The organism is Proteus myxofaciens ATCC 19692, from assembly GCF_001654855.1.
In the GTDB taxonomy this organism is placed as follows: Bacteria; Pseudomonadota; Gammaproteobacteria; order Enterobacterales; family Enterobacteriaceae; genus Proteus; species Proteus myxofaciens.
This window is the reverse complement of the sequence record NZ_LXEN01000051.1, coordinates 27,197-48,179: the sequence shown is the minus strand read 5'-3', so window position 1 is coordinate 48,179 and position 20,983 is coordinate 27,197. Positions and strand designations below refer to the sequence as shown.

Here is a 20,983-nt window from a genome sequence, read left to right as displayed (position 1 = left end):
TCTTCCTCGAAAAGGCGTCGTTCATGGATTTGCAGGTAGCTTGCAACAAGCCGAAAAATTTATTCAATTAGGTTTTTATATTGGCGTGGGAGGAACTATTACTTATGAGAGAGCACATAAGACACGTAACGCTATAGCTACTCTTCCTTTAGAAAGATTGTTATTAGAGACTGATGCCCCTGATATGCCAGTAAGTGGTTTTCAAGGTGAGCCTAATCGACCTGAACGTATCCAATCTGTTTTTGAACATCTTTGTACTTTACGCAAAGAAACGCCAGAGGTTATTTCTCAGCAAATTTATTTAAATAGCCAGCAATTATTCCAGATTTAAAACAATTACTTTTTCAATAGATATTCACCTAAACGCAACTCTTTTATGGCAATAAATCTTCTATAACAACCTAAAAATAAGCCTATATTTTATACTTATGGGTTTTATATTTGTCTTTATTGAAATGTTAACTATTTTTACTTATAGGATGTGAAATATTTCGCAGATTGCATCAAATAAAGTCAATAAGTTTGCTGTCTAGTTTAGATTACGTTTTTTTTGCGGTATAACGGCGACTTGGTGATAATATTCGAGTAATATTAACCCTTAATAGAGTTTAATTGTGACTTTTATCACACTTCAATGTGCGTGATTGCAAGTTGCATTTAATTACTGTGATACAAAGCACATCTAATTGTTCCTAAGCGTGTTCAAATAAAGATGTGCTGAAACTTCATGGAATGGCGAAAGCTCAATGACGGGTCGCCGAAGTGAGCATAGCGCGGTGAGAAGGATCTCAGCTGTCGTTGTAGTGTACGTTACAACAACATCTTCAAGGAACCAAGTCCGCTCGCCAACAAAAATTAATCGCTGATTTTAAGCGGGTGCCCAATATGGGCGTAAAAAAACATCGTTGGAGAGTTTTATGACAGATTTAACCGCAGCAGCGCGCCTTGCGCTGTCTTTGATGGATTTAACTACATTAAATGAAGATGATACTGATGCAAAAGTTACCGCATTATGTCATCAAGCAAAAAGTCCAGAAGGCAATACAGCCGCTATTTGTATCTATCCACGTTTTATTCCGTTAGCACGTAAAGTGTTACGTGAACAAGGTACGCCTGAAATTCGTATCGCAACAGTAACTAACTTCCCACATGGTAATGATGATTTAGCTATCGCATTAGCAGAAACGAATGCGGCACTTGCCTATGGTGCTGACGAAGTTGATGTTGTTTTTCCTTACAGAGCACTAATGGCGGGTAATGAGCAAATTGGTTTTGATATCGTTAAAGCATGTAAAGAAGCATGTGCAAAAGCGGGATCTTTACTAAAAGTGATTATTGAAACGGGTGAATTAAAAGAGCCAGCGCTTATTCTTAAAGCCTCTGAAATTGCTATTAAAGCCGGCGCAGATTTTATTAAAACATCAACAGGTAAAGTGCCTGTGAATGCAACTCTGGAAAGCGCAGAATTAATGATCCAAGTGATCCACGATATGGGTGTTGGCAAAGAAGTTGGTTTTAAACCAGCGGGTGGTGTTCGCACTGCTGAAGAAGCTGCTCAATACCTTGCATTAGCTAATCGCATTATGGGTGATAACTGGGTTGACGCTCGTCACTTCCGTTTTGGCGCATCAAGCTTATTAGGTAATTTATTAGCCACATTAGGTCATGGCGAGAAAAAATCGTCGAGTGGTTATTAATCTATTCGTGAAGCACGCTCATTTTAATTTGATTAAGTGAGCGTCATTAATGCTATAAAACCAGGAGGTTGCGGTGTTTCTTGCCCAAGAAATTATTCGTAAAAAACGTGATGGTCATCCTTTATCTGAGGAAGAAATTCGTTTTTTCATTAATGGCGTCAGAGATAATACTGTTTCTGAAGGTCAAATTGCAGCACTTGCAATGACGATTTATTTTCACGATATGACAATGCCAGAACGTGTTGCGTTAACATTAGCGATGCGTGACTCAGGAACGGTGCTTAACTGGAAAAGCTTAAATCTTAATGGTCCTATTGTAGATAAACACTCTACTGGTGGTGTTGGTGATGTCACATCGCTGATGCTAGGCCCTATGGTTGCCGCTTGTGGTGGCTATGTCCCTATGATTTCTGGTCGTGGATTAGGTCATACTGGTGGAACATTAGATAAATTAGAAGCGATTCCAGGCTTTGATATTTTCCCAGATGATGAGAAATTCCGCGATATTATTCGCAATGTTGGTGTTGCTATTATCGGTCAAACTAATTCATTAGCACCTGCTGATAAACGCTTTTATGCAACCCGTGATATTACTGCTACAGTTGATTCAATTCCGCTAATCACAGCTTCTATTTTAGGTAAGAAATTAGCAGAAGGTTTAGATGCCTTAGTTATGGATGTTAAAGTAGGCTCAGGTGCGTTTATGCCAACATATCAGAAATCTGAAGAGCTGGCAGAGTCTATTGTTAAAGTCGCAAATGGCGCAGGCTGTCAAACTACGGCCTTGTTAACAGATATGAACCAAGTATTGGCTTCAAGTGCAGGTAATGCCGTTGAAGTACGTGAAGCCGTTCAATTCTTAACAGGTGAATATCGTAATCCTCGTCTTTTAGATGTGACGATGGCGTTATGTGTTGAAATGTTGGTATCAGGTCGCTTAGCGGATGATCGTCAGCAAGCTCGTCAAAAATTACAAGCCGTATTAGACAACGGTAAAGCCGCTGAAGTCTTTAGTCGTATGGTTGCTGCACAAAAAGGCCCATCTGACTTTGTTGAAAACTACAATAAATACTTGCCAACCGCAGTATTAAGTAAACCTGTATTCGCTGAAAAATCAGGCTTTGTAACCGAAATGGATACTCGCGCTTTAGGTATGTCTGTCGTGACACTAGGTGGTGGTCGTCGTAAAGCAACTGACACAATTGATTATAGTGTTGGGTTAAGCGACATCGCAGCATTAGGTGACGAAATTGATACAGAAAGACCACTTGCTATCATTCACGCTAATAGTGAAAAATCATGGCAAGAAGCGGCGGATGAAGTTCGTAAGGCGATGATAATTGGTGACACTAAATGTGAAACATCACCAATGGTATACCGCCAAATCAGCGAATAAGAACTCAAATTATGATTTATAGGTGACATATCCGTTTATTTCGGAAAATGACACAGGAGAGAGAATAATGAAACGTGTATATATCATGGTATTAGATTCCTTTGGTATCGGTGCTGCTGGTGATGCAAAAAAATATGGTGATGAAGGTTCAAATACATTAGGCCATATCGCAAAAGCATTTGCTGAAGGTAAAGCAGATAAAGATGGTCGTAAAGGCCCTCTTCACTTACCTAATCTGTGCCGTTTAGGTCTAGGAAAAGCCGCTGAAGAATCATCAGGTGAATTCCCAGTTGGTTTAGATAAAAACGCAGATATTATCGGTGCATATGCTTACGCGAGTGAAATCTCTTCTGGTAAAGATACTCCGTCAGGTCACTGGGAAATCGCGGGTGTTCCTGTTCTATTCGATTGGGGATACTTTAAAGATTTGAAAAACTCATTCCCACAAGAGCTATTAGATAATATCGTTAAACGTGCAAATATTCCGGGTTACTTAGGTAACTGTCATGCATCAGGAACCGTTATTCTTGATGAGTTAGGCGAAGAGCATATGAAAACCGGTAAACCGATTTTTTATACCTCTGCTGACTCTGTATTCCAAATTGCATGTCATGAAGAAACTTACGGTTTAGATAAATTATATGAACTGTGTGAAATTGCACGTGATGAATTGAACAAAGGTGATTACAACATCGGTCGTGTTATTGCTCGTCCATTTATTGGTGACAAACCGGGTAATTTTGCACGTACTGGTAATCGTCATGATTTAGCGGTTGAGCCACCAGCACCAACTATGTTGAAAAAGCTGGTTGATGAAAAACAAGGAGAAGTCGTTTCTATCGGTAAAATTGCAGATATTTATGCAAATGTTGGTATCACTAAGAAAGTGAAAGCAACAGGTATTGATGCGTTATTTGATGCAACACTGGTAGAAATGAAACAAGCGGGTGATAACACCATCGTGTTCACTAACTTTGTTGACTTCGACTCTTCTTATGGTCACCGTCGTGATGTTGTCGGTTATGGTGAAGCGCTTGAGTTATTCGATCGCCGTTTACCTGAATTAATGGAATTAGTCACTGGTGACGATATTCTTATCTTAACCGCAGACCATGGTTGTGATCCAACTTGGCCAGGTTCTGATCATACTCGTGAACATATCCCAGTTCTTGTTTATGGTCCTAAAGTAAAACCTGGCTCATTAGGTCATCGTGAAACATTCGCGGATATTGGTCAAACAGTCGTGAATTACTTTGATTTATCACCTGTAGAATATGGTAAATCCATGTTTTAATTTTATTTCGGTAGGTATAGCAATGTATCTACCGAATTATTTTTGCAAAGTGAAAAGATTAATTAGAAGGATAAATTATGGCTACCCCTCATATTAACGCAGAAATGGGCGATTTTGCGGACGTTGTTTTAATGCCAGGCGATCCACTTCGTGCTAAATATATTGCTGAAACTTTTCTGCAAGACGTCCGTCAAGTCAATAATGTTCGTGGTATGTTAGGTTTTACAGGTACGTATAAAGGCCGTAAAGTGTCTGTTATGGGGCATGGTATGGGTATCCCTTCCTGCTCAATCTACGCGAAAGAACTTATCACTGATTTTGGTGTAAAAGTGATTATTCGTGTGGGTTCATGTGGTGCAGTATTACCGGATGTTGAATTGCGTGATGTTGTTATCGGTATGGGTGCATGTACTGACTCTAAAGTTAACCGTCTACGTTTCAAAGACCAAGATTTTGCTGCGATTGCTGATTTCCAATTAGTCCAAAATGCAGTATCAGCCGCTAAAGCTAAAGATATTAACGTTCGCGTTGGTAACATTTTCTCTGCTGATCTTTTCTACTCACCAGATCCAGAAATGTTTGATGTGATGGAAAAATACGGCATTCTAGGTGTTGAAATGGAAGCTGCTGGTATTTACGGTGTCGCTGCTGAATATGGCGCAAAAGCACTGGCTATCTGTACTGTTTCAGATCACATCAAGAAAGGTACTCAAACAACAGCAGAAGAGCGCCAAACAACATTTAATGAAATGATTGAAATCGCATTAGAATCTGTTCTATTACTAGAAGACTAATAGATTTATTACATTTCGTTGCTTAAAAAATAAAAAAGACTCAATAATGAGTCTTTTTTATTTACACTTGCTTGAAGGGGATTTATTTTAAATTAAATTTCATATTATATTTTTAATATATTCATTATTTTAAATATTAAAAATATATTTTAATCATAATGCGTGTATTCTATTTACTAGTGAAATAATCAGTGAGTGAGTTCACATGATTAAAAATGTTTTCACATCATCCTTTATCATTTTTGTAACATAAAGATACAAACATAATAATGAATAAAAGGATCTCATGTGTTAACGATTATCGGATTACTCATAATTATTACTATCGTGACATTACTGATGATGGGAAAAACAAGCCCTATTATTGCAATGTCGGTTGTTCCATTGATTGGAGCTTTATTTGCTGGATATTCATTTAGTGAGATCTCAACCTTTTTTGAATTAGGGATCAAGCAAGTATGTAATGTCGCCACCATGTTTTTATTTGCGATATTATTTTTTAGCATAATGAAAGATCTACATATATTTAATCCTCTCATTCGCATCATGATAGGCATTACGCGTGGTAACGTCATTATCGTTTGTATGGTAACGGCCTTAGTCTCAGCGATAGTGCATTTAGATGGTTCAGGTGCTGCAACATTTTTAATTATTATCCCTGCATTTCTTCCGCTTTATCGACGATTAGGAATGAGCCCTTATCTTATGCTTTTAGTCATGTGTACAAGTATGGGGGTGATGAATATGGTACCTTGGGGTGGGCCTTTGGGTAGAGCTTCTGCGGTAACTGGTATACCTGCGGCTCAGTTATGGCAAAATTTAATTCCTGTACAAGCTTTTGGTATTTTAGGTTCTGTCATTTTCGCGGGTTTAATGGGTATTAGAGAAACAAGACGTATTGCTAAAGCAACGTCAGCGGGTACCTATCAGCGAGATACCATATTAGGTTTATTTGATGAAAATGAACGTGAAACAGGCAATGAAAAACCTAAAAAATTCTGGATAAATGTCGCGTTAATTATCGCTTCAATTACATGTTTAGCATTAGGATTATTTTCTGCACCTTATATTTTTATGATTGCATTATCACTGGCTCTTATTATTAATTACCCTAATCCTAAAGATCAATTATCCGTTATTAATCATCATGCACCACAAGCATTATCTATGGTCGCAATAATCCTATCTGCTGGTGCGTTTTTAGGGATTATGTCTCATGGGAAAATGTTGGAATCAATTGCACTTGATTTAGCCGCTGTATTGCCTATTCATTGGATAAGCAAGTTACATATTATTGTAGGCATCTTTGGTGTTCCAATGGATATTTTCACCAGCACTGATGCTTATTACTTTGCATTATTACCGATAGTTCAAGAAGTAACATCAGCAGGGGGGGTTCATGCGACTGATGTGGTTTATGCAATGGCGATTGGTAATAACGCAGGTACCTTTGTGAGCCCATTCTCTCCTGCTGCATGGTTAGCAATGGGTATTGCTGGGACAGATATGGGACGCCATTTGCGCTATTCATTTGGTTGGATATGGTTATTTAGTTTCTTTACTTTGGGTGTTGGTGCGCTATTAGGTCTATTTTAAAACTTAATAAATATATGACTGATAGGTCAGTGAACATTTAATTAGAAATAAGTTGAAGTGACTTCAAGAATTGAATATTCGATTATGGAGTCACTTCACTATTTTAAGTTTTAGATTATCTTAGCTGACTATCTTTACTACCACGGCGATTATAACCACTGAATGCATCGTGTTTTTTATCTAACGCCTCCTGGCAATGTATGCAATAACGCACACCAGGTACGGCTTTTTGTCGAGCTAGCGAAATTTCCTCACCACATTCATCACAAAATTGTGCACTTTCACCTTGTGATATTTGATGGCGTATTCTTGAGATAGCATCATCAATGGTGGCATCTATTTGCTCTTGAACAGCACTATCATTAGCCCATCCACTCGCCATAATATTCTCCTATTCCAACATTGAATATAAATATTAATATAAGGGCGATGATGGAAAAATCAACAGCATAAAAAATCCCCTCATAAGAGGGGATAATAAGGAGGCGAAACGGATTGCTATTATTATTGTTGTTTGTGTTCTTTAATAAATAGAGAGAGGATAAAGAATAAGGCAACAAAAACGATAATTAAATTAAAGCCTATAGAGACATTATAACTTTCTGATACTTGGCCAATTAAAGAGCCCGCTAATGCACCACCTACACCTGACGCTACATAAATTAATCCCATAACAGAACCGCTTTTACTTGTTAATTTTGTCGCAACTGCGGCCGCTGTTGGAAATAATACTGATAATGCAAAACCAAATACCATAAAGAGATAGACAATATCTTGAACAAAAAGGCGGCTTACGATAATCGCAATAAGTGAAAATAGTGAGAACAAAATTAATGTCTTACGATCACCTAAGGCGAGATTAATAAACCCACCGATAAAGCGTCCAATAGTAAATAAGAATGCAAAGCTTGAAATAACATAAGCGGCGGTTTCTGCTTTTTGTGCATTTGTCATATTCCCAATATCCATAGAGGTATAGAAAATAGGGAAGAAGTTTAAAAAGGCAGCTTCAGCCGCGACATATAGCATAATAAACAGAATAACGAGTAATAAGGATTTTTGAGTCAGTAAATCTAAAAAGTCACTGAATTTCATATCCACTTGTGCGCTATTTTCAATTTTTAATGTACTAAGTACGACAAGAATAACGGCAACAATAACGGCGACACCGACATAGAATGAACGCCATGAAATCGAGTGTGAAAAGAGGTATTGTAAAATCAATGGAGTAACAATCATTCCAACGCCAAACATTGCATTGGAAACATTAAACATCATACCTGCTTTTTCTTTATAGAAGGTTGGAATAACGGTGACGATAGACACTAACATCGAACCAATACCCAAGCCAATCACTAAATAAAAGCCAAAGAATAAAATAACATTAAAAGCGAGGCTGGTTCCTGTTAAACCAACTGCCATCATTAATGAGCCGATGAACATCATTACTTTTAATCCTTTTTTATCGGTAAAGTAGCCTGTTAATAAACTGGCAACTAAAAAGCCGATTTGGAAAAAAGTAATTAATGTTCCCACTTGTCCCATATTTAATGAGATATCATGTTGAACTTGTTCGAGAATAAGCCCTTTCGTATTTTGAATGCCACCGAGTAAAAACATCGTGACAAACAAGAGGAAAAAGACTTTCCATTTTTGTTGCTTGGCCATAGTGTAGTCCTTGTTTTTCTGCGGTGTATTATTCTTTAGCCGTTTTCTTATTATGAGAAAGCTGGTGTTCACCAATTGCATCAAATAAGTCTTGTGTTGCCCATCCATAACAGTAATAAAGTAATGAATCACACGCACTTTCTTCTGCTGCAATGACGGCTTCTATTAATTGATTAGCAGGTAAATTCCACATTTGAATACCGCTATAAATAAAGGTATTAGGTTGTGAAAGCTGTCTTACTTTATTATTTTGTTCTGCGACAAAACGAATTGGAAAACCGTCTTGTTTAAACTGTTCATAAGAAAGCTCGTAAGGCAATTCAAATAAACGTTTAAACGCAGTAAATGCACGCTCTTGGCTTTCACTATCATGAGCAAAGTAATTAATTAGACCCTGAACATCAGCACCTCCTCCCAATTTATGGTAAGGAAAATGTTTTAATGTGTTGGAATAACGTGTTAGTTCATGATAATCCTGGCCTAAGATCCAACTATAAGCAGGTGGCCATAAATCAAGCCATAATGTAATTCCACCCGCAGTTTGCTTTGCATCCGCTAATAGTTTTTCAACGAGTTGTGAAACACTTTGTTGACGAAATGCCTGCCAAGCTTTTAAAAGAGGTTCTTCTTTTAGTGCTGTTACTGGTGTTTCAAAATCGCCTTGTTTTAAACAATTAGCAAGTGCAGCAAGACGTGCTTTTATTTCATTAACTGCTAAACCACGTTGTGCCATTTTCTTTTCACAATGGGGACAAAAACAAGTGAATAGCCCAGCAGGGTTTACCTCTTTTCCAGCCCAATCAGGAAAACGAATTCTGTCGATTAAAAAGGTGTCGTAGCCGTAGTTTTGTTTCAGTGCTGTGAAGGTCTTTTGCCATAATTTTGCGACATCAGGCGCATTAGGACATAGCCAGTGCGCTTGAGGACGACCTTTAAAATCGACGACGTGGTTGCTTTCTACCTCACCAATGAAATCACCGTTGAGGATATTTGCCCATGGTATGACTTTGTATTTTCCACCATCTGTTGCCTGTTTTATTGTCATTAACGGATCAGCGCCAGCTAAAATGGACGCATCAACTCGTTGGCTAAGACGAGGAAAATCGGTTTTTGTATTAATATGTAGAGTGCCCATTCCCATAACGACATCATGAATAGGGTTATGAGGTAAGTTGCCTACTGGGTAAGGGTTACGTTCAAAAATTGTATTAATTTCAACAAAGAGATGTTCTACATGCTTCATACCATCAAGGCGTTGAAGAATAGCAGGCATGCCTTCGTCTAAAATATCATGTGGATGAAGATGTATTCCGGCCATGAGTGACTCCCATCTCGTTTAAACGTTTTTATTAGAGTTATCTCAGTTGGATTTCGGGCATAAACTGAATAGAAGGATAAATAGTTGCTAAGGCGAGTATCGCAATACCATGTAGCGGGCCTTTTTCCCATAATTCAGTCAGCTCAATAGTAACTTTTGTGTTCGCAAACAAGTGTCTATCTAAATTTGCTTGAACACGTGGTAAAAAGAGTTCAGCAGAGCGTGTTAATCCTCCTGTTAATACAACTTTTTCTAAATTGGCTATGGCGATTAAATTCATTATCCCAATAGCAAGATAATCCGCCATTTCTTCAATTAATGATTGAGCGAGTGAATCACCTTGCTGTGCTGCATTGATAATTTCAATGGCACTCAGATCTTTGCCTGATAATGCGGCCATTCGCTCACTAAGGCCTGAACCTGAGCTAAAACACTCAAAACAGCCTTTATTTCGCCAATTTTGAAAAAGGTGATCGCGGGCAAACATCATATAGCCAATTTCACCGGCGGCATTGTTAGCACCGCGTATCACTTTTCCATCCATCAATAATGCAGAGCCTAATCCTGTTCCAATACCGATAAGCGCACAACTATGGGCATGACGACAACGACCTTTCCACATCTCGCCAATAAGCGCTGCTCGAATATCGTTTTCAAGAACGACGGGTACATTAAGTTTTTCTGTTAGACGTTGTGCTAAAGGCAAATGATCCCATTGGGGTAAATTTGGAGAGCCTTCAAGTACAACACCATTATTGATATCGATGATCCCTGGTGTGGCAACGCCGATAACATTGATCTTTTTGCGGTCTACGCCACTTTTTTCGATCACATTTTCAATACTTTGTGCAAATAACGTTAAAAAATACTCGCGATCATCAGTAGAAAAAGTAGGTTCTTGATACTCATACAACAATTCAGCATTTAAATTAAATACAGCGTAAGCGATTTTAGTACCGCCTAAATCAACACTAATGCCTAAACCATGTTGAGGATCGAAATTAATTAAAATACCTCTTCTACCTTGCCCTGAAGGCGAACTTATACCGCTTTCATAAACGATTTTTTCTTCAAGGAGATCATTAATAATTTCTGACACCGTCGCTTTTGTAATACCACTTATTTTAGCGATTTGAGCGCGTGACAATGGACCTTGTTGACGGATCACATTTAACACAAGAGAGGCATTCATTTGCCGTAAAGTATTTGGCACGCTGGGTGTCACGTTAGTTACTCCAAATTGTTTAGAAACAAAACTAAATTATGTTTTTTTTATGTAAAACCGTTTAATAAGGTTATTTATGCACCTATTTTACTTGTATGTAAAGTATAAAATGAACAATTAGTTTAGAAACCATCCTAAATGAGTTTTTGATCACATTTTAGTGAGCAAAATTAATCAATAAAAGAAAGAAAAAGAGAAAAATAAGAAAGAAAAAAAGAAAAATAGCCACATCCTTATGGCTAAAATTATGTAGTGCTTTTTAGTTTTATACTTCAGGTTGTCTCTCTCATAAGACGTGGGGTGAAAACTTAGACGACAACTTCAGCATGTTTAACCGGAACAAGATGACAACAATCGCTTTCGCCTGTTTTTTCAAATGTTGATAAACGCGTAATTAAAAGTGATGTGATATCTGTAAGTAACCCTTCATCATGTAGCTTTTTCATAATACGTGAATCGCTATCTGCACTATTTTGGCGTTGATAATAAATTGGTGTAACACCACGTAATACGGTTAACTGACCTGCTAACGCGGCATTATCTGTTAGTGCATAAACGTTATTATTTGGCATAAAACGAGAAAGCAAAGTCACTGATTTACCATTGTCAGTAAGCGCGGCTACACTAAGGTGCTCATCATCATGAAATGCAGTAGTCGCGGCGGCTAATGCAATCCAGCGACCTGTTTGCGAATAGTAAGCAGGCGATTGCCATGGATTTTCTCTATTAGCCGCAAAAGAACGTTCTGCACCTTGAGCAACACGAGCCATAGCACTGACAGCTTCTACAGGATATTTACCTGCTGCCGTTTCTGCTGATAGCATAACAGCATCAGTCCCATCACCAATTGCATTTGCAATATCCATGACCTCAGCGCGCGTTGGCATTGGGTTTTCTATCATGGACTCCATCATTTGTGTTGCGGTAATAACAGGGCAACCTAAAGCACGACAACGCGCAATCAGTTGTTTTTGCGCACCAGGTAAACTGGCATCACCAATTTCAACGGCTAAATCACCACGTGCTACCATAATGACATCAGAAGCGTTAATGATATCGTCCATATTTTCTTCACAAGAAACCACTTCAGCACGCTCTACTTTAGCAACAATTTTAGCGTGGCTTCCTGCTGAAATGACTAAATGACGTGCATATTCAATATCAGCACCATTGCGTGGAAATGAAACGGCAATATAGTCTGCTTGAATAGCGGCTGCTGTGTGTATGTCTTGCTTATCTTTATCGGTTAATGCAGGTGCGGATAAACCACCACCAAGTAAATTAATACCTTTACGGTTAGATAATTTGCCACCTACAGTCACTTTTGTTTCAATTTTATTATTATTAACGGCAATGACTTGAAGTTGAATATTGCCGTCATCGAGTAAAAGAATATTCCCTGGTGTGACTTCTTTAACGAGTTCAGGATAATCTAAGCCAACTTGTTGCTCATCACCTAATGATGCATCTAAAGAGGCATTAAGCGTAAATGCTTCACCTTGTGTTAAGTGAATTGAATCGTTTTTAAAGTTAGCAATACGAATTTTTGGGCCTTGAAGATCAGCTAAAATACCAATATATACACGATGCTTTTCTGCGACCTGACGAATAATTGCGGCTGTGGCCTGATGCTGTTCACAAGTACCATGTGAAAAGTTCAAACGAAATACATTAGCACCTGCTAAAATGAGTTTTTCAACCATCTGTTCTGAACAGCTAGCTGGGCCTAGAGTCGCAACAATTTTTGTCTTACGCATAATGACATTCTCTTTTATTTATAAGGAGGGAGTATGACTCCCTCATTGACAACGAAACTAATAATGATTAATCCATTAATTCATGGTGACTTTTTTCGCATTCCAGACAAACGTTGCTAAGATCATGGAAACTATCGCAGAACCAATCCAGAAATATTGCACTGTGCTAAAGTCGTAATGAGTTACATCACCAACTGTAGTTACTTTGATAAGTGAAGCAGAGATAAGCTCTTGAGCAGAAGCCGCGATATAAGCGAACAATCCGATAAAGCCTTTCACAGCACCAACCGCATTTTTAGGCATTAGGTCACATGCTGTTAAACCCGCTAAGAACACCACAAGTCCCCCCATTGCAAAACCGACCATACTCAATGCAACAGCATCCATCATGCGGCTTTGAGGACCCCAGAACATCAGCGCAAAGCCTGTGATATTGGCAATACCATAGATAAGTGTTGGAATATGACGATTGGCATTAAACAGTTTGTCAGAAGCCATACCAGCAAGGATTGCACCAAAGAAGCCAGCAATTGGGTACGTTGACATGGCAAAGCCAGCATCAATTAATGAATAGCCTTTTGAGCCTTGAAGATATAAAACAGCCCATGAGCTAATGGCATAGCGAGAGATATACATAGCGGCACAAGCAGCTGCGATTATCCAAACTGTAGGTTGTTTTAAAACAAAGAATTGAGCGCGACGCGTTTCTTTGGGATCACTTGATTTAACCGCTTCTGATGGTTCACCGTAAGCCGTCGCAGGATCAGGTAAGCCATAAGTACGAGGACGGTCTTTTAAGATAAGTAATAAAATGATGCCAGCAGAAATACCTGCAATACCTGCACCGATAAAACCAGCACGCCAGCCAAAGAAACTCACTATTGTTGCCGTTAAGATCCACGTAATGGCTTCACCGATATTACGAGAACCACCCCAAATAGAGTAAACTGTACCGCGCTGTTTTGGTGAGAACCATTGGAAAATAGAAACACAAGAAGGGGCTGATCCTACAGATTGGAACCAACCATTAATTCCCCATAATAAGATGAAGAATAGGCTCGCTGTCGACATCCCCATAAAGATACATACAAAAGAGGATGCAATGAGAGAGATGGACATAAAGCGCCCAATATTGGCATAATCCGATAAAAAGCCGTTTGAGAATTTACCAAATGCATAGGTAAAGAAAAACGCAGAACCCATCAAACCTAATTCTGCTGTAGTGACAATGCCTGCATCAAGCATGGGTTTTTTTACCACGCCAAGTGCCATACGAACAACATAAAACATGGCATAGCCAAGGACTAATCCCAAGAAAACTTGCCATTGATTTTTTTTATAGATTGCGCGGATCTTTTCACTCGACGCTTGGATAAGCGGTAGATCCTTTCTGGTTTTAAAGAAACTTAGCATAGAGATGACTCCGAATAGTATTCATGCCTGAAGCTGATTTTTGTTTTCAGTGATGATGCTATTCATTTAGGTCGTCTTGGTGCAAAACAGTGAATTTGAGTCAGCGCTGACACATTCGGCTGAATTGATGAGTCAATTTTGTAACATTGCTATTAGGTGTTGTTTTAAAAATGGGTGAAGATATCGTTGTATTACTAATTCAAATGAGTCATTAAGGACTCATTATCTAAAAATAATAAATATTACTAAATATCAGAAGTTTGATGCTCGACACATTTTTCGGTTTATTTCAATCAAATCCAGGGGTATGTAATGAAAATAAAAACAATATTTAGCCTCGTCTGTTTGCTCTTTAGTTGGCTGTTTATCATGCCGGTACACAGTGATGAGCAGCCACTTGTTATCTTGACGACGCTTTCTGATACACCAATGCGACCGCTAACAGAAGCTTTTAGTGCTCGTTATCCTGAAACAAAAGTGCAAGTTGTTTATCGACGAGTTGCCATAGCAACACGCATGATGAAGCAATATCCCACACAGCCTGTTGATATTGTGATGTCATCATCGGCTAATTTCTTCCATCATCTAGATAGAGAAGGGTTACTAGCTCGATTACCTGTAAATTATGAAACGCCTAAATGGCTGACACGTCATAGTGATATTCTTAATGATAAAATCACCACCGTGGGCTATTCCGGTATTGGTATTATGAGTAATACACAATATTTACAAAAATTAGGTATTCCTGCGCCTAAAAGTTGGCTTGATTTAAGTGATCCCATCTATCAAGGGCATTTAACCATGACAACACCCGCGAATTCAGGAACGATGCAATTGATGGTTGAAAATGTTTTGCAAGAATATGGCTGGGATAAAGGCTGGCAAATCTTACTGGAAACCAGTGGTAATCTCTCTTCAATATCAGCGCGTAGCTCACGAGTGAGTGATGCAATTGCAAGAGGTATTGTAGGTGCAGGTCCTATTATTGATAACTATGCATTTAATCATCAAAAACGTTTTGATTTTGTTGAATTTAGCTATTTTGATAAGTCGATTATTTTACCCGCTTATGTTGCGATTGTTGCTGAAAGCAGTAAAAGAGAGACCGCTGCAAAATTTATTGCATTTGCACTCTCTGATAAAGGGCAAGAGATCATTTATAAAAGTGATATGGCGAAGATCCCTCTTAGTAAACAGATCTTACGTAATAATGATGAGTTGGCTAATAATACCGAATTCATTCTTAACAGTAATGAAGCTTATCGTCGTAGTGAAGTTGTCAATGCTTTGTTTGATCAAATGATCACCCATAACTTTCCATTAATGCGCCAAGTCTGGAATGATATTCATGAAGCAGAAAGACAGGAAAATAAAACACCAGAGCGTATAGCGGCTATTAGTAAAGCCAGAAACATGGCAAGTTCGGTACTTATTACCGAAAAAGAAGCTAATTCACCGACGCTTCAAGCCCTTTTTATGAAAGAAGCCGATCAGCGAGAATATTCAGATCAAGCTCTTGCCGTTCTTTATCAATGGCGTACACAAGAAGCGCAAAATCTTGAACAAGCATTGGTTTTACTTAAAGAAACCAAATCACCCTGATGACCTTGTGGTTCACGTATACAGCAAAACATGCTGTTTTAATGAAAGGTATTATGGATGAAATTATTTGTGCCTAAGCAATTTGGCAAGCTAGGTAGACGCCTTTATATGGCGTTTATTTTTAGCTCATTACTCACCTTATTAATTGGTGTAGTTATCTTTTTTATGTGGGGAAAATTAGCGACACAGATAAATGCCTCAGTTGAAAATTCGTTACCGATGTTAACCACCAGCTATAACATGGAGCGTTATAGCACAAACTTGCAGATGCTCTTAAAAGAGCGTGAACAAACACAGCGAAAATCAATTTCAGAGCAACAAAAGCAGGCTATCTATCAGCTTTTAGATAATCTGCGCGATTTTCCTATTGAACAAAAGCCCCAGCGTGATTTTTATACACAACTTGTTGATGAATTATCTCATCTTATTGATGAGCAAGATATTTTGTTAGAAAAACGTCGTGAGTTAGAAAATAGACTAGCGCAACTTTTAGGACAATTAGCATGGATGCATGATGCTGTTGGTGAAGATATTAAACCGCTACTCAATGAAATTGAGTGGCATGTTAGCCAAATGATTAATGAGAAGAATGTACAAGAAAATAGCTTACAGCTTTTATTAGAATCGACCTTATTACAAGAGCTATTTACCACAGAAAATGAGTTAATCAGTTTAGTTGAAGAAATTGCACATCAACGCTATAGCCGTGATATTGATGTTGCGTTTCATTATATCAATGTAAAAACAGATGAAATTGTTGCCTTAAATGAAAAGTTAAAAAACTATCCTTCGACAATCGCTCATCGTCAGGTATTACAGGAAATTATAGCTATCACTCGTTATAAAGGGGATATTTATCAAACATTAATTGATGATGTAGAAAATGAACGAAAACTTAAAGCATTAACACCAGAACTTACACAAAAGCTTTCACAATTTGATGATGCTGTAAGAGGTAATGTATTTGCAACTAGTGAAGCGTTAAATAATCTGAATGCAGATACGCGAAAATTAATGGCAACAGGAAAAATAGTCATTGTGGTGATTATTGTTGCTTCATTATTGCTTAGCATCATTGCGATGAAAATTCTTATAGATAGACGCTTAGTCGCAAGATTAAATAGATTAAGCGATGATTTAGCGCATGTTGCAAAAGGACATTTAACAGAACCTGTATTAATTGAAGGGAAAGATGAAATTGGCTTATTGAGCCGTCGATTACGACGATTTTGGCGACAAATGAAAGAAGTTGAAGCTAGTAACGCACTAAATCTGATTAATAATACTGATGCTAGCCTCATTACATGTCATCATGATGGCAAAGTCGAAACGGTGAATCCAAGTGCTGCGACATTACTGGGTATTGGCAAAGAACAAAGTAATAAACCGTTATGGCAACTTTTTAGTGGTGAAGCCAGTGTTATGCTCAAAGCCCAATTTAGTATAGAAAGTTCACTTTATCGTGTTGGACAAAGTGAATGTATTATCACTATGGTGCAATCACATACTTCTCGTTTTCTACAATTTAATATTCGTGAATATCCCCATAAAGAAGAGCATAAATATATTGTTACTATCACCGATATTACACGCCAAGAATTAAGTCGTTTAGAATTACAACATCTGGTTGCACTAAAGACGCAGGATTTACAAGAGAAAAACCAGCAACTTAACGACGAAATTATACGCCGTGAGCAAGCGCAAAAGCACCTGATACAAACACAAGAGGAATTAATACAAACGGCTAAAATGGCGGTAGTAGGACAGGCGATGACAAGTTTAGCTCATGAGCTTAATCAGCCTCTTTCTGCAATTAATACTTACCTTTATAGTGCCAAATTAACGATAGAAATGAAAAAATACGATCAACTACCTGATTCAATCGAACGTATTGAAAAGCTTAGTGCTCGTATGAACCGAATTATTACGGCATTACGCAATTTTTCTCGTAAATCACCGTCTGAAATTAGCTTTGTATCAGCACCTTTAAAAGAGTTGGTGGAAAGTGCCATGGTATTAGTTGAGTCGCGCTCTAAACGAGAGCAATGTACCATTATTAATCAGCTTTCCGGTGAACTCACTATTTGTGCTGATCCTACGCAAATAGAGCAAGTGTTAGTCAATCTTTTCGTCAATGCGATGGATGCAATAGCAGGAAGTGGAAAAGGTCAAATTATAGTCATGAGTTTATCTAGCACAGCGAGACAGCAACTCGTTGGCATTGCCGATAGTGGTAAAGGCTTTAATCGTGATGTTTTACCAAAACTCTTTACGCCTTTTACTACCACAAAAGATGTGGGATTAGGGTTAGGTTTATCAATTTGCCGTTCTATTATGCAACGGTTTGGTTATGAAATTTACTTAGCATCGACTTTAACAGGTGGTGCTATGGTTGTTTTGGAGTTTACAAATGACACAATCACAGATGCCTGATGTTTTATTAATTGATGACGATGAAGATATTTTAGAATCATATCGTCATTTACTTAATCTTGCAGGTAAAGTTGCTAGAGTAACTAATTCACCTGAAGACGGCTTAAATTTATTAACACCTCATTGGCAAGGGGCGGTTGTGCTTGATATTTATATGCCAGCAATGAATGGTATGGAAGTATTAGAGCGAATAAAACAAATCGATGCTCGTATCCCCGTTATTATGATAACAGGACATGGTGATATTCCACTGGCTGTAGAGGCGGTTAAAAAGGGGGCTTATGATTTTATTGAAAAGCCAATTAATCCGCCATTATTTTTAGAGCTGGTGGCTAAAGCGTGTAAAGAGCGTAAAACAACACTTGCACTAAGAAATACAATGATTAGCACGACACAAGAACGACTTGTTGGTGATAGTGCACAAATCACAGCGATTAGAGAACAAGTACAACAAATTTCTGATATTGATAAAGACTTAATGATTGAAGGTGAAATGGGCACAGGGCGTCATTTATTGGCGCAATTACTTCATGAATTAAGCCCTCGTCATGAACGTGCTATTCAAACCATTGATTGTCAAAATACGCCAGATATTAGCCAAGTGATTGCGCAAATAGAGCAAAATAATATAGGGACACTTATTTTACGTTCACCTTATTCTCTTTCATCACAAGCACAGCGCTGGTTAAGCTCTTATTTGTTAGATATGGAACGGCTTGGTAAACGTCACTTTAAAACCATCGCTATTTTAGAAAACAATACACAAACACTCGTGACTGAAGGGCGATTAATTCCTGAGTTTTATTATTATTTCTCTCAAATTACGTTCTCTTTACCCCCTTTAAGTGCAAGACGCCCTGATATCATTCCATTATTTAGGGCATTTTTACGACAAAGCGCTCATAGACTCGGTATCGCCATTCCTAAAATTGATCGTAATTATCTTGATATTTTAAAGCGCTATGATTGGCCTGGAAATATTCGTGAATTACGCAATGTTGCAGAGTTATATGCTGTTGGCATTGTTAAAATGGTCGACAGTGAACAACACCGAGCTATTATCCCGCCTGAGGGGCCATTAGATAATCTTGTTGATGAATATGAACGCCGTTTAATTGAAGATGCGCTGTATTTATTTGCAGGCAGAGTGAGTGATGTTGCGGATTATTTAGGAATACCACGTAAGAAACTTTATTTGCGTATGAAAAAACATGATTTAGAGAAAGAAAGTTATAAACCTAAGATCTAGGGTCATTATAATAACCCGCACTATCATATGCGGGTTTTTCATTTAAGCTACGATTTAGTTATTTCTTTCTCTTTTATCAAGCGGTAATCGTCAATTCGCTATTTTGAATATCAAATTTGAGCATTTGCGCGTCTTTAATAGTCAGTAGCTCAGCACCTAAATTGACGAGCATTGGTTTTTTCATCTCTGAAGCAATAATTGCACTATGTGAACGATAGTCGCCTTCTGCTAAACCAATTGCCAGTAATTTATGGTTTTCAACTTGAATTAAAGTTGAAGGATATATTTCTTTCGCAATAAGAATAGCCGGTTTTGATGGTACATAAGAAGGGCGAGTTTTATTTTGCAAATGATATAGCACTTGATTACGGAGATCACGTAGATCAAGCTCTCTAGCGCGTAAATAAGGATCTGTGAGATCACGATATTGTTGCGTTCTCTCTTGCATTTCATCAGACCAACTTTGTTGTGCACTGAGCTTATCTTGCTTAATTCTATCTGTCACTGATGATAATAAATCGTCATCATCTAAAATCATGATATGCCCATCAAAAATAGCACTAATATGTTCTCCCATTTCACGGTGTGCTTTTTTAACATAGCGTTTGAGATCATCTAACGTATCGTTAATTGCTTGATTAAATAAGGTAATTTGTGTATCGATATCAATTGGTGAAGATAAGTTTTCAGTAATAGATAAATCAGTTTCATGCCATAAAAAAGCAGGAGCTTGAATCACTTTAGCAGGAACTAAAGTACCTTTTAAGGTTTTATTGCCTAACTCAGCAGGGATTTCTTCACCAAAGCCGTTTTTGGCTAATTCAAGAAATGCCGCAATAGCTTCATCTTGTTGTTCACCAGACGCGATAAGTGTAATCTCATCACCTTGACGAACTTGGATTAAAGAAAGTTGATTTAAACTTAAAGGATTAATGCGTCTATTACCTTTAATAAGTTGATATTCGGCTTTAAATTTTGAGAGTGTATCAACTAAGGCCGATGCCGGTCTGACATGTAATCCATGAGGATTGCGTACAGTCCAATGCGCTTCTTTGCCTTCTATTTTTACAGGTGCATCTGTATTTTCAGTCACATTTGAAATATTTTCACCTAATTGCTCTTTCTTAGGTAAAAGGGCGCTTGACGCTTCTTCAAGTACGGTTTCAAGCTTTGCGCCAGAAGAGGCTGAAACAACTGCCGCTAAGGTACCTTCAACTAGTGGTGCTGAACATAAAGAGACTTTTTCAGCGATGTCAGGATCAAGAAGCTCTAAAGCTGTTTCTGTACTAAGAATAGCGCTACCTAAATCCATCATAACAATAATCGCGTCAGCATCTGATAGCGATTCTATGGTACTCATGATTTTTACTGCATCTGTACCAATAGAGTGGTTTTCATCATCAATTCCAGCAGCAACACCGAGCTTACAGTGTGTTGGATTGATCATCTGGCTTGCGAGTTCAGCAACACCATCAGCGAGGTGCTTACTATGAGAAACAATAACAATATTTATCATTGCAGACCTTTCTTGGTTAGATTAT

Annotated in this window: 16 protein-coding genes; 9 read left to right on the top strand and 7 right to left on the bottom strand. The window is 38.1% G+C overall.

Annotation, left to right across the window (positions count from 1 at the left end):
* From M983_RS06190 to M983_RS06165, 6 genes are all read left to right on the top strand, one after another.
* The coding region (locus tag M983_RS06190; protein ID WP_210433231.1) for a TatD family hydrolase at window positions 1–331 on the top strand (331 nt) is incomplete at its 5' end.
* A 586-nt stretch (window positions 332–917) separates the two neighbouring features.
* Window positions 918–1,697 (top strand): deoxyribose-phosphate aldolase, encoded by a 780-nt coding sequence (deoC, locus tag M983_RS06185; RefSeq protein WP_066748689.1) that lies wholly within the window; start codon window positions 918–920, stop codon window positions 1,695–1,697.
* Window positions 1,698–1,770: 73 nt separating this feature from the next.
* Window positions 1,771–3,093 (top strand): thymidine phosphorylase, encoded by a 1,323-nt coding sequence (gene deoA / locus M983_RS06180; protein ID WP_066748687.1) that lies wholly within the window; start codon window positions 1,771–1,773, stop codon window positions 3,091–3,093.
* Window positions 3,094–3,160: 67 nt separating this feature from the next.
* Complete coding sequence (gene deoB / locus M983_RS06175) at window positions 3,161–4,387, top strand: phosphopentomutase (protein WP_066748685.1); 1,227 nt, start codon at window positions 3,161–3,163, stop codon at window positions 4,385–4,387.
* Between the two features lie 77 nt (window positions 4,388–4,464).
* On the top strand, window positions 4,465–5,181 hold the full coding sequence (deoD, locus tag M983_RS06170; RefSeq protein ID WP_066748683.1) for a purine-nucleoside phosphorylase: 717 nt from the start codon (window positions 4,465–4,467) through the stop codon (window positions 5,179–5,181).
* A 288-nt stretch (window positions 5,182–5,469) separates the two neighbouring features.
* Window positions 5,470–6,777, top strand: coding sequence for a CitMHS family transporter (locus M983_RS06165; protein ID WP_066748681.1), 1,308 nt, complete (start codon window positions 5,470–5,472; stop codon window positions 6,775–6,777).
* A gap of 115 nt (window positions 6,778–6,892) precedes the next feature.
* Here the strand turns inward: M983_RS06165 and M983_RS06160 are convergent, their stop codons facing one another.
* The 6 genes from M983_RS06160 to M983_RS06135 all read right to left on the bottom strand — a co-directional run bounded on the left by M983_RS06160 (window position 6,893) and on the right by M983_RS06135 (window position 14,158).
* The gene (locus M983_RS06160) at window positions 6,893–7,159 is read right to left on the bottom strand and encodes a DksA/TraR family C4-type zinc finger protein (protein ID WP_066748679.1); all 267 of its coding nucleotides are present in this window, start codon (window positions 7,157–7,159) and stop codon (window positions 6,893–6,895) included.
* A gap of 122 nt (window positions 7,160–7,281) precedes the next feature.
* Window positions 7,282–8,445 carry an MFS transporter gene (locus M983_RS06155; protein ID WP_066748677.1) on the bottom strand — a complete coding sequence of 388 codons (1,164 nt, stop codon included), beginning with the start codon at window positions 8,443–8,445 and terminating at the stop codon, window positions 7,282–7,284.
* Between the two features lie 28 nt (window positions 8,446–8,473).
* On the bottom strand, window positions 8,474–9,763 hold the full coding sequence (locus M983_RS06150) for a hypothetical protein (protein ID WP_066748674.1): 1,290 nt from the start codon (window positions 9,761–9,763) through the stop codon (window positions 8,474–8,476).
* 37 nt (window positions 9,764–9,800) lie between these two features.
* The gene (locus M983_RS06145) at window positions 9,801–10,988 is read right to left on the bottom strand and encodes an ROK family transcriptional regulator (protein WP_245684021.1); all 1,188 of its coding nucleotides are present in this window, start codon (window positions 10,986–10,988) and stop codon (window positions 9,801–9,803) included.
* A 308-nt stretch (window positions 10,989–11,296) separates the two neighbouring features.
* Window positions 11,297–12,745, bottom strand: a complete 1,449-nt coding sequence (pyk, locus tag M983_RS06140; protein WP_066748671.1) for a pyruvate kinase — start codon at window positions 12,743–12,745, stop codon at window positions 11,297–11,299.
* Between the two features lie 75 nt (window positions 12,746–12,820).
* Window positions 12,821–14,158, bottom strand: a complete 1,338-nt coding sequence (locus tag M983_RS06135) for an MFS transporter (protein WP_066748668.1) — start codon at window positions 14,156–14,158, stop codon at window positions 12,821–12,823.
* Window positions 14,159–14,470: 312 nt separating this feature from the next.
* Here M983_RS06135 and M983_RS06130 point away from each other — a divergent pair, with 312 nt between their 5' ends.
* Genes M983_RS06130 through M983_RS06120 form a run of 3 tightly spaced genes read left to right on the top strand, consistent with a single transcriptional unit; the run spans window position 14,471 to window position 19,442 of the window.
* Complete coding sequence (locus M983_RS06130; RefSeq protein ID WP_066748665.1) at window positions 14,471–15,760, top strand: ABC transporter substrate-binding protein; 1,290 nt, start codon at window positions 14,471–14,473, stop codon at window positions 15,758–15,760.
* 57 nt (window positions 15,761–15,817) lie between these two features.
* Window positions 15,818–18,193, top strand: coding sequence for an ATP-binding protein (locus tag M983_RS06125; protein WP_066748662.1), 2,376 nt, complete (start codon window positions 15,818–15,820; stop codon window positions 18,191–18,193).
* Window positions 18,171–19,442, top strand: coding sequence for a sigma-54-dependent transcriptional regulator (locus M983_RS06120; protein ID WP_066748659.1), 1,272 nt, complete (start codon window positions 18,171–18,173; stop codon window positions 19,440–19,442). Before M983_RS06125 ends, M983_RS06120 begins: the two co-directional genes overlap by 23 nt.
* Before the next feature lie 76 nt (window positions 19,443–19,518).
* On the opposite strand, the gene dhaM is transcribed toward M983_RS06120, so the two are convergent.
* Window positions 19,519–20,958 (bottom strand): dihydroxyacetone kinase phosphoryl donor subunit DhaM, encoded by a 1,440-nt coding sequence (gene dhaM, locus M983_RS06115; RefSeq protein WP_066748656.1) that lies wholly within the window; start codon window positions 20,956–20,958, stop codon window positions 19,519–19,521.
* Window positions 20,959–20,983 lie beyond the last annotated feature (25 nt).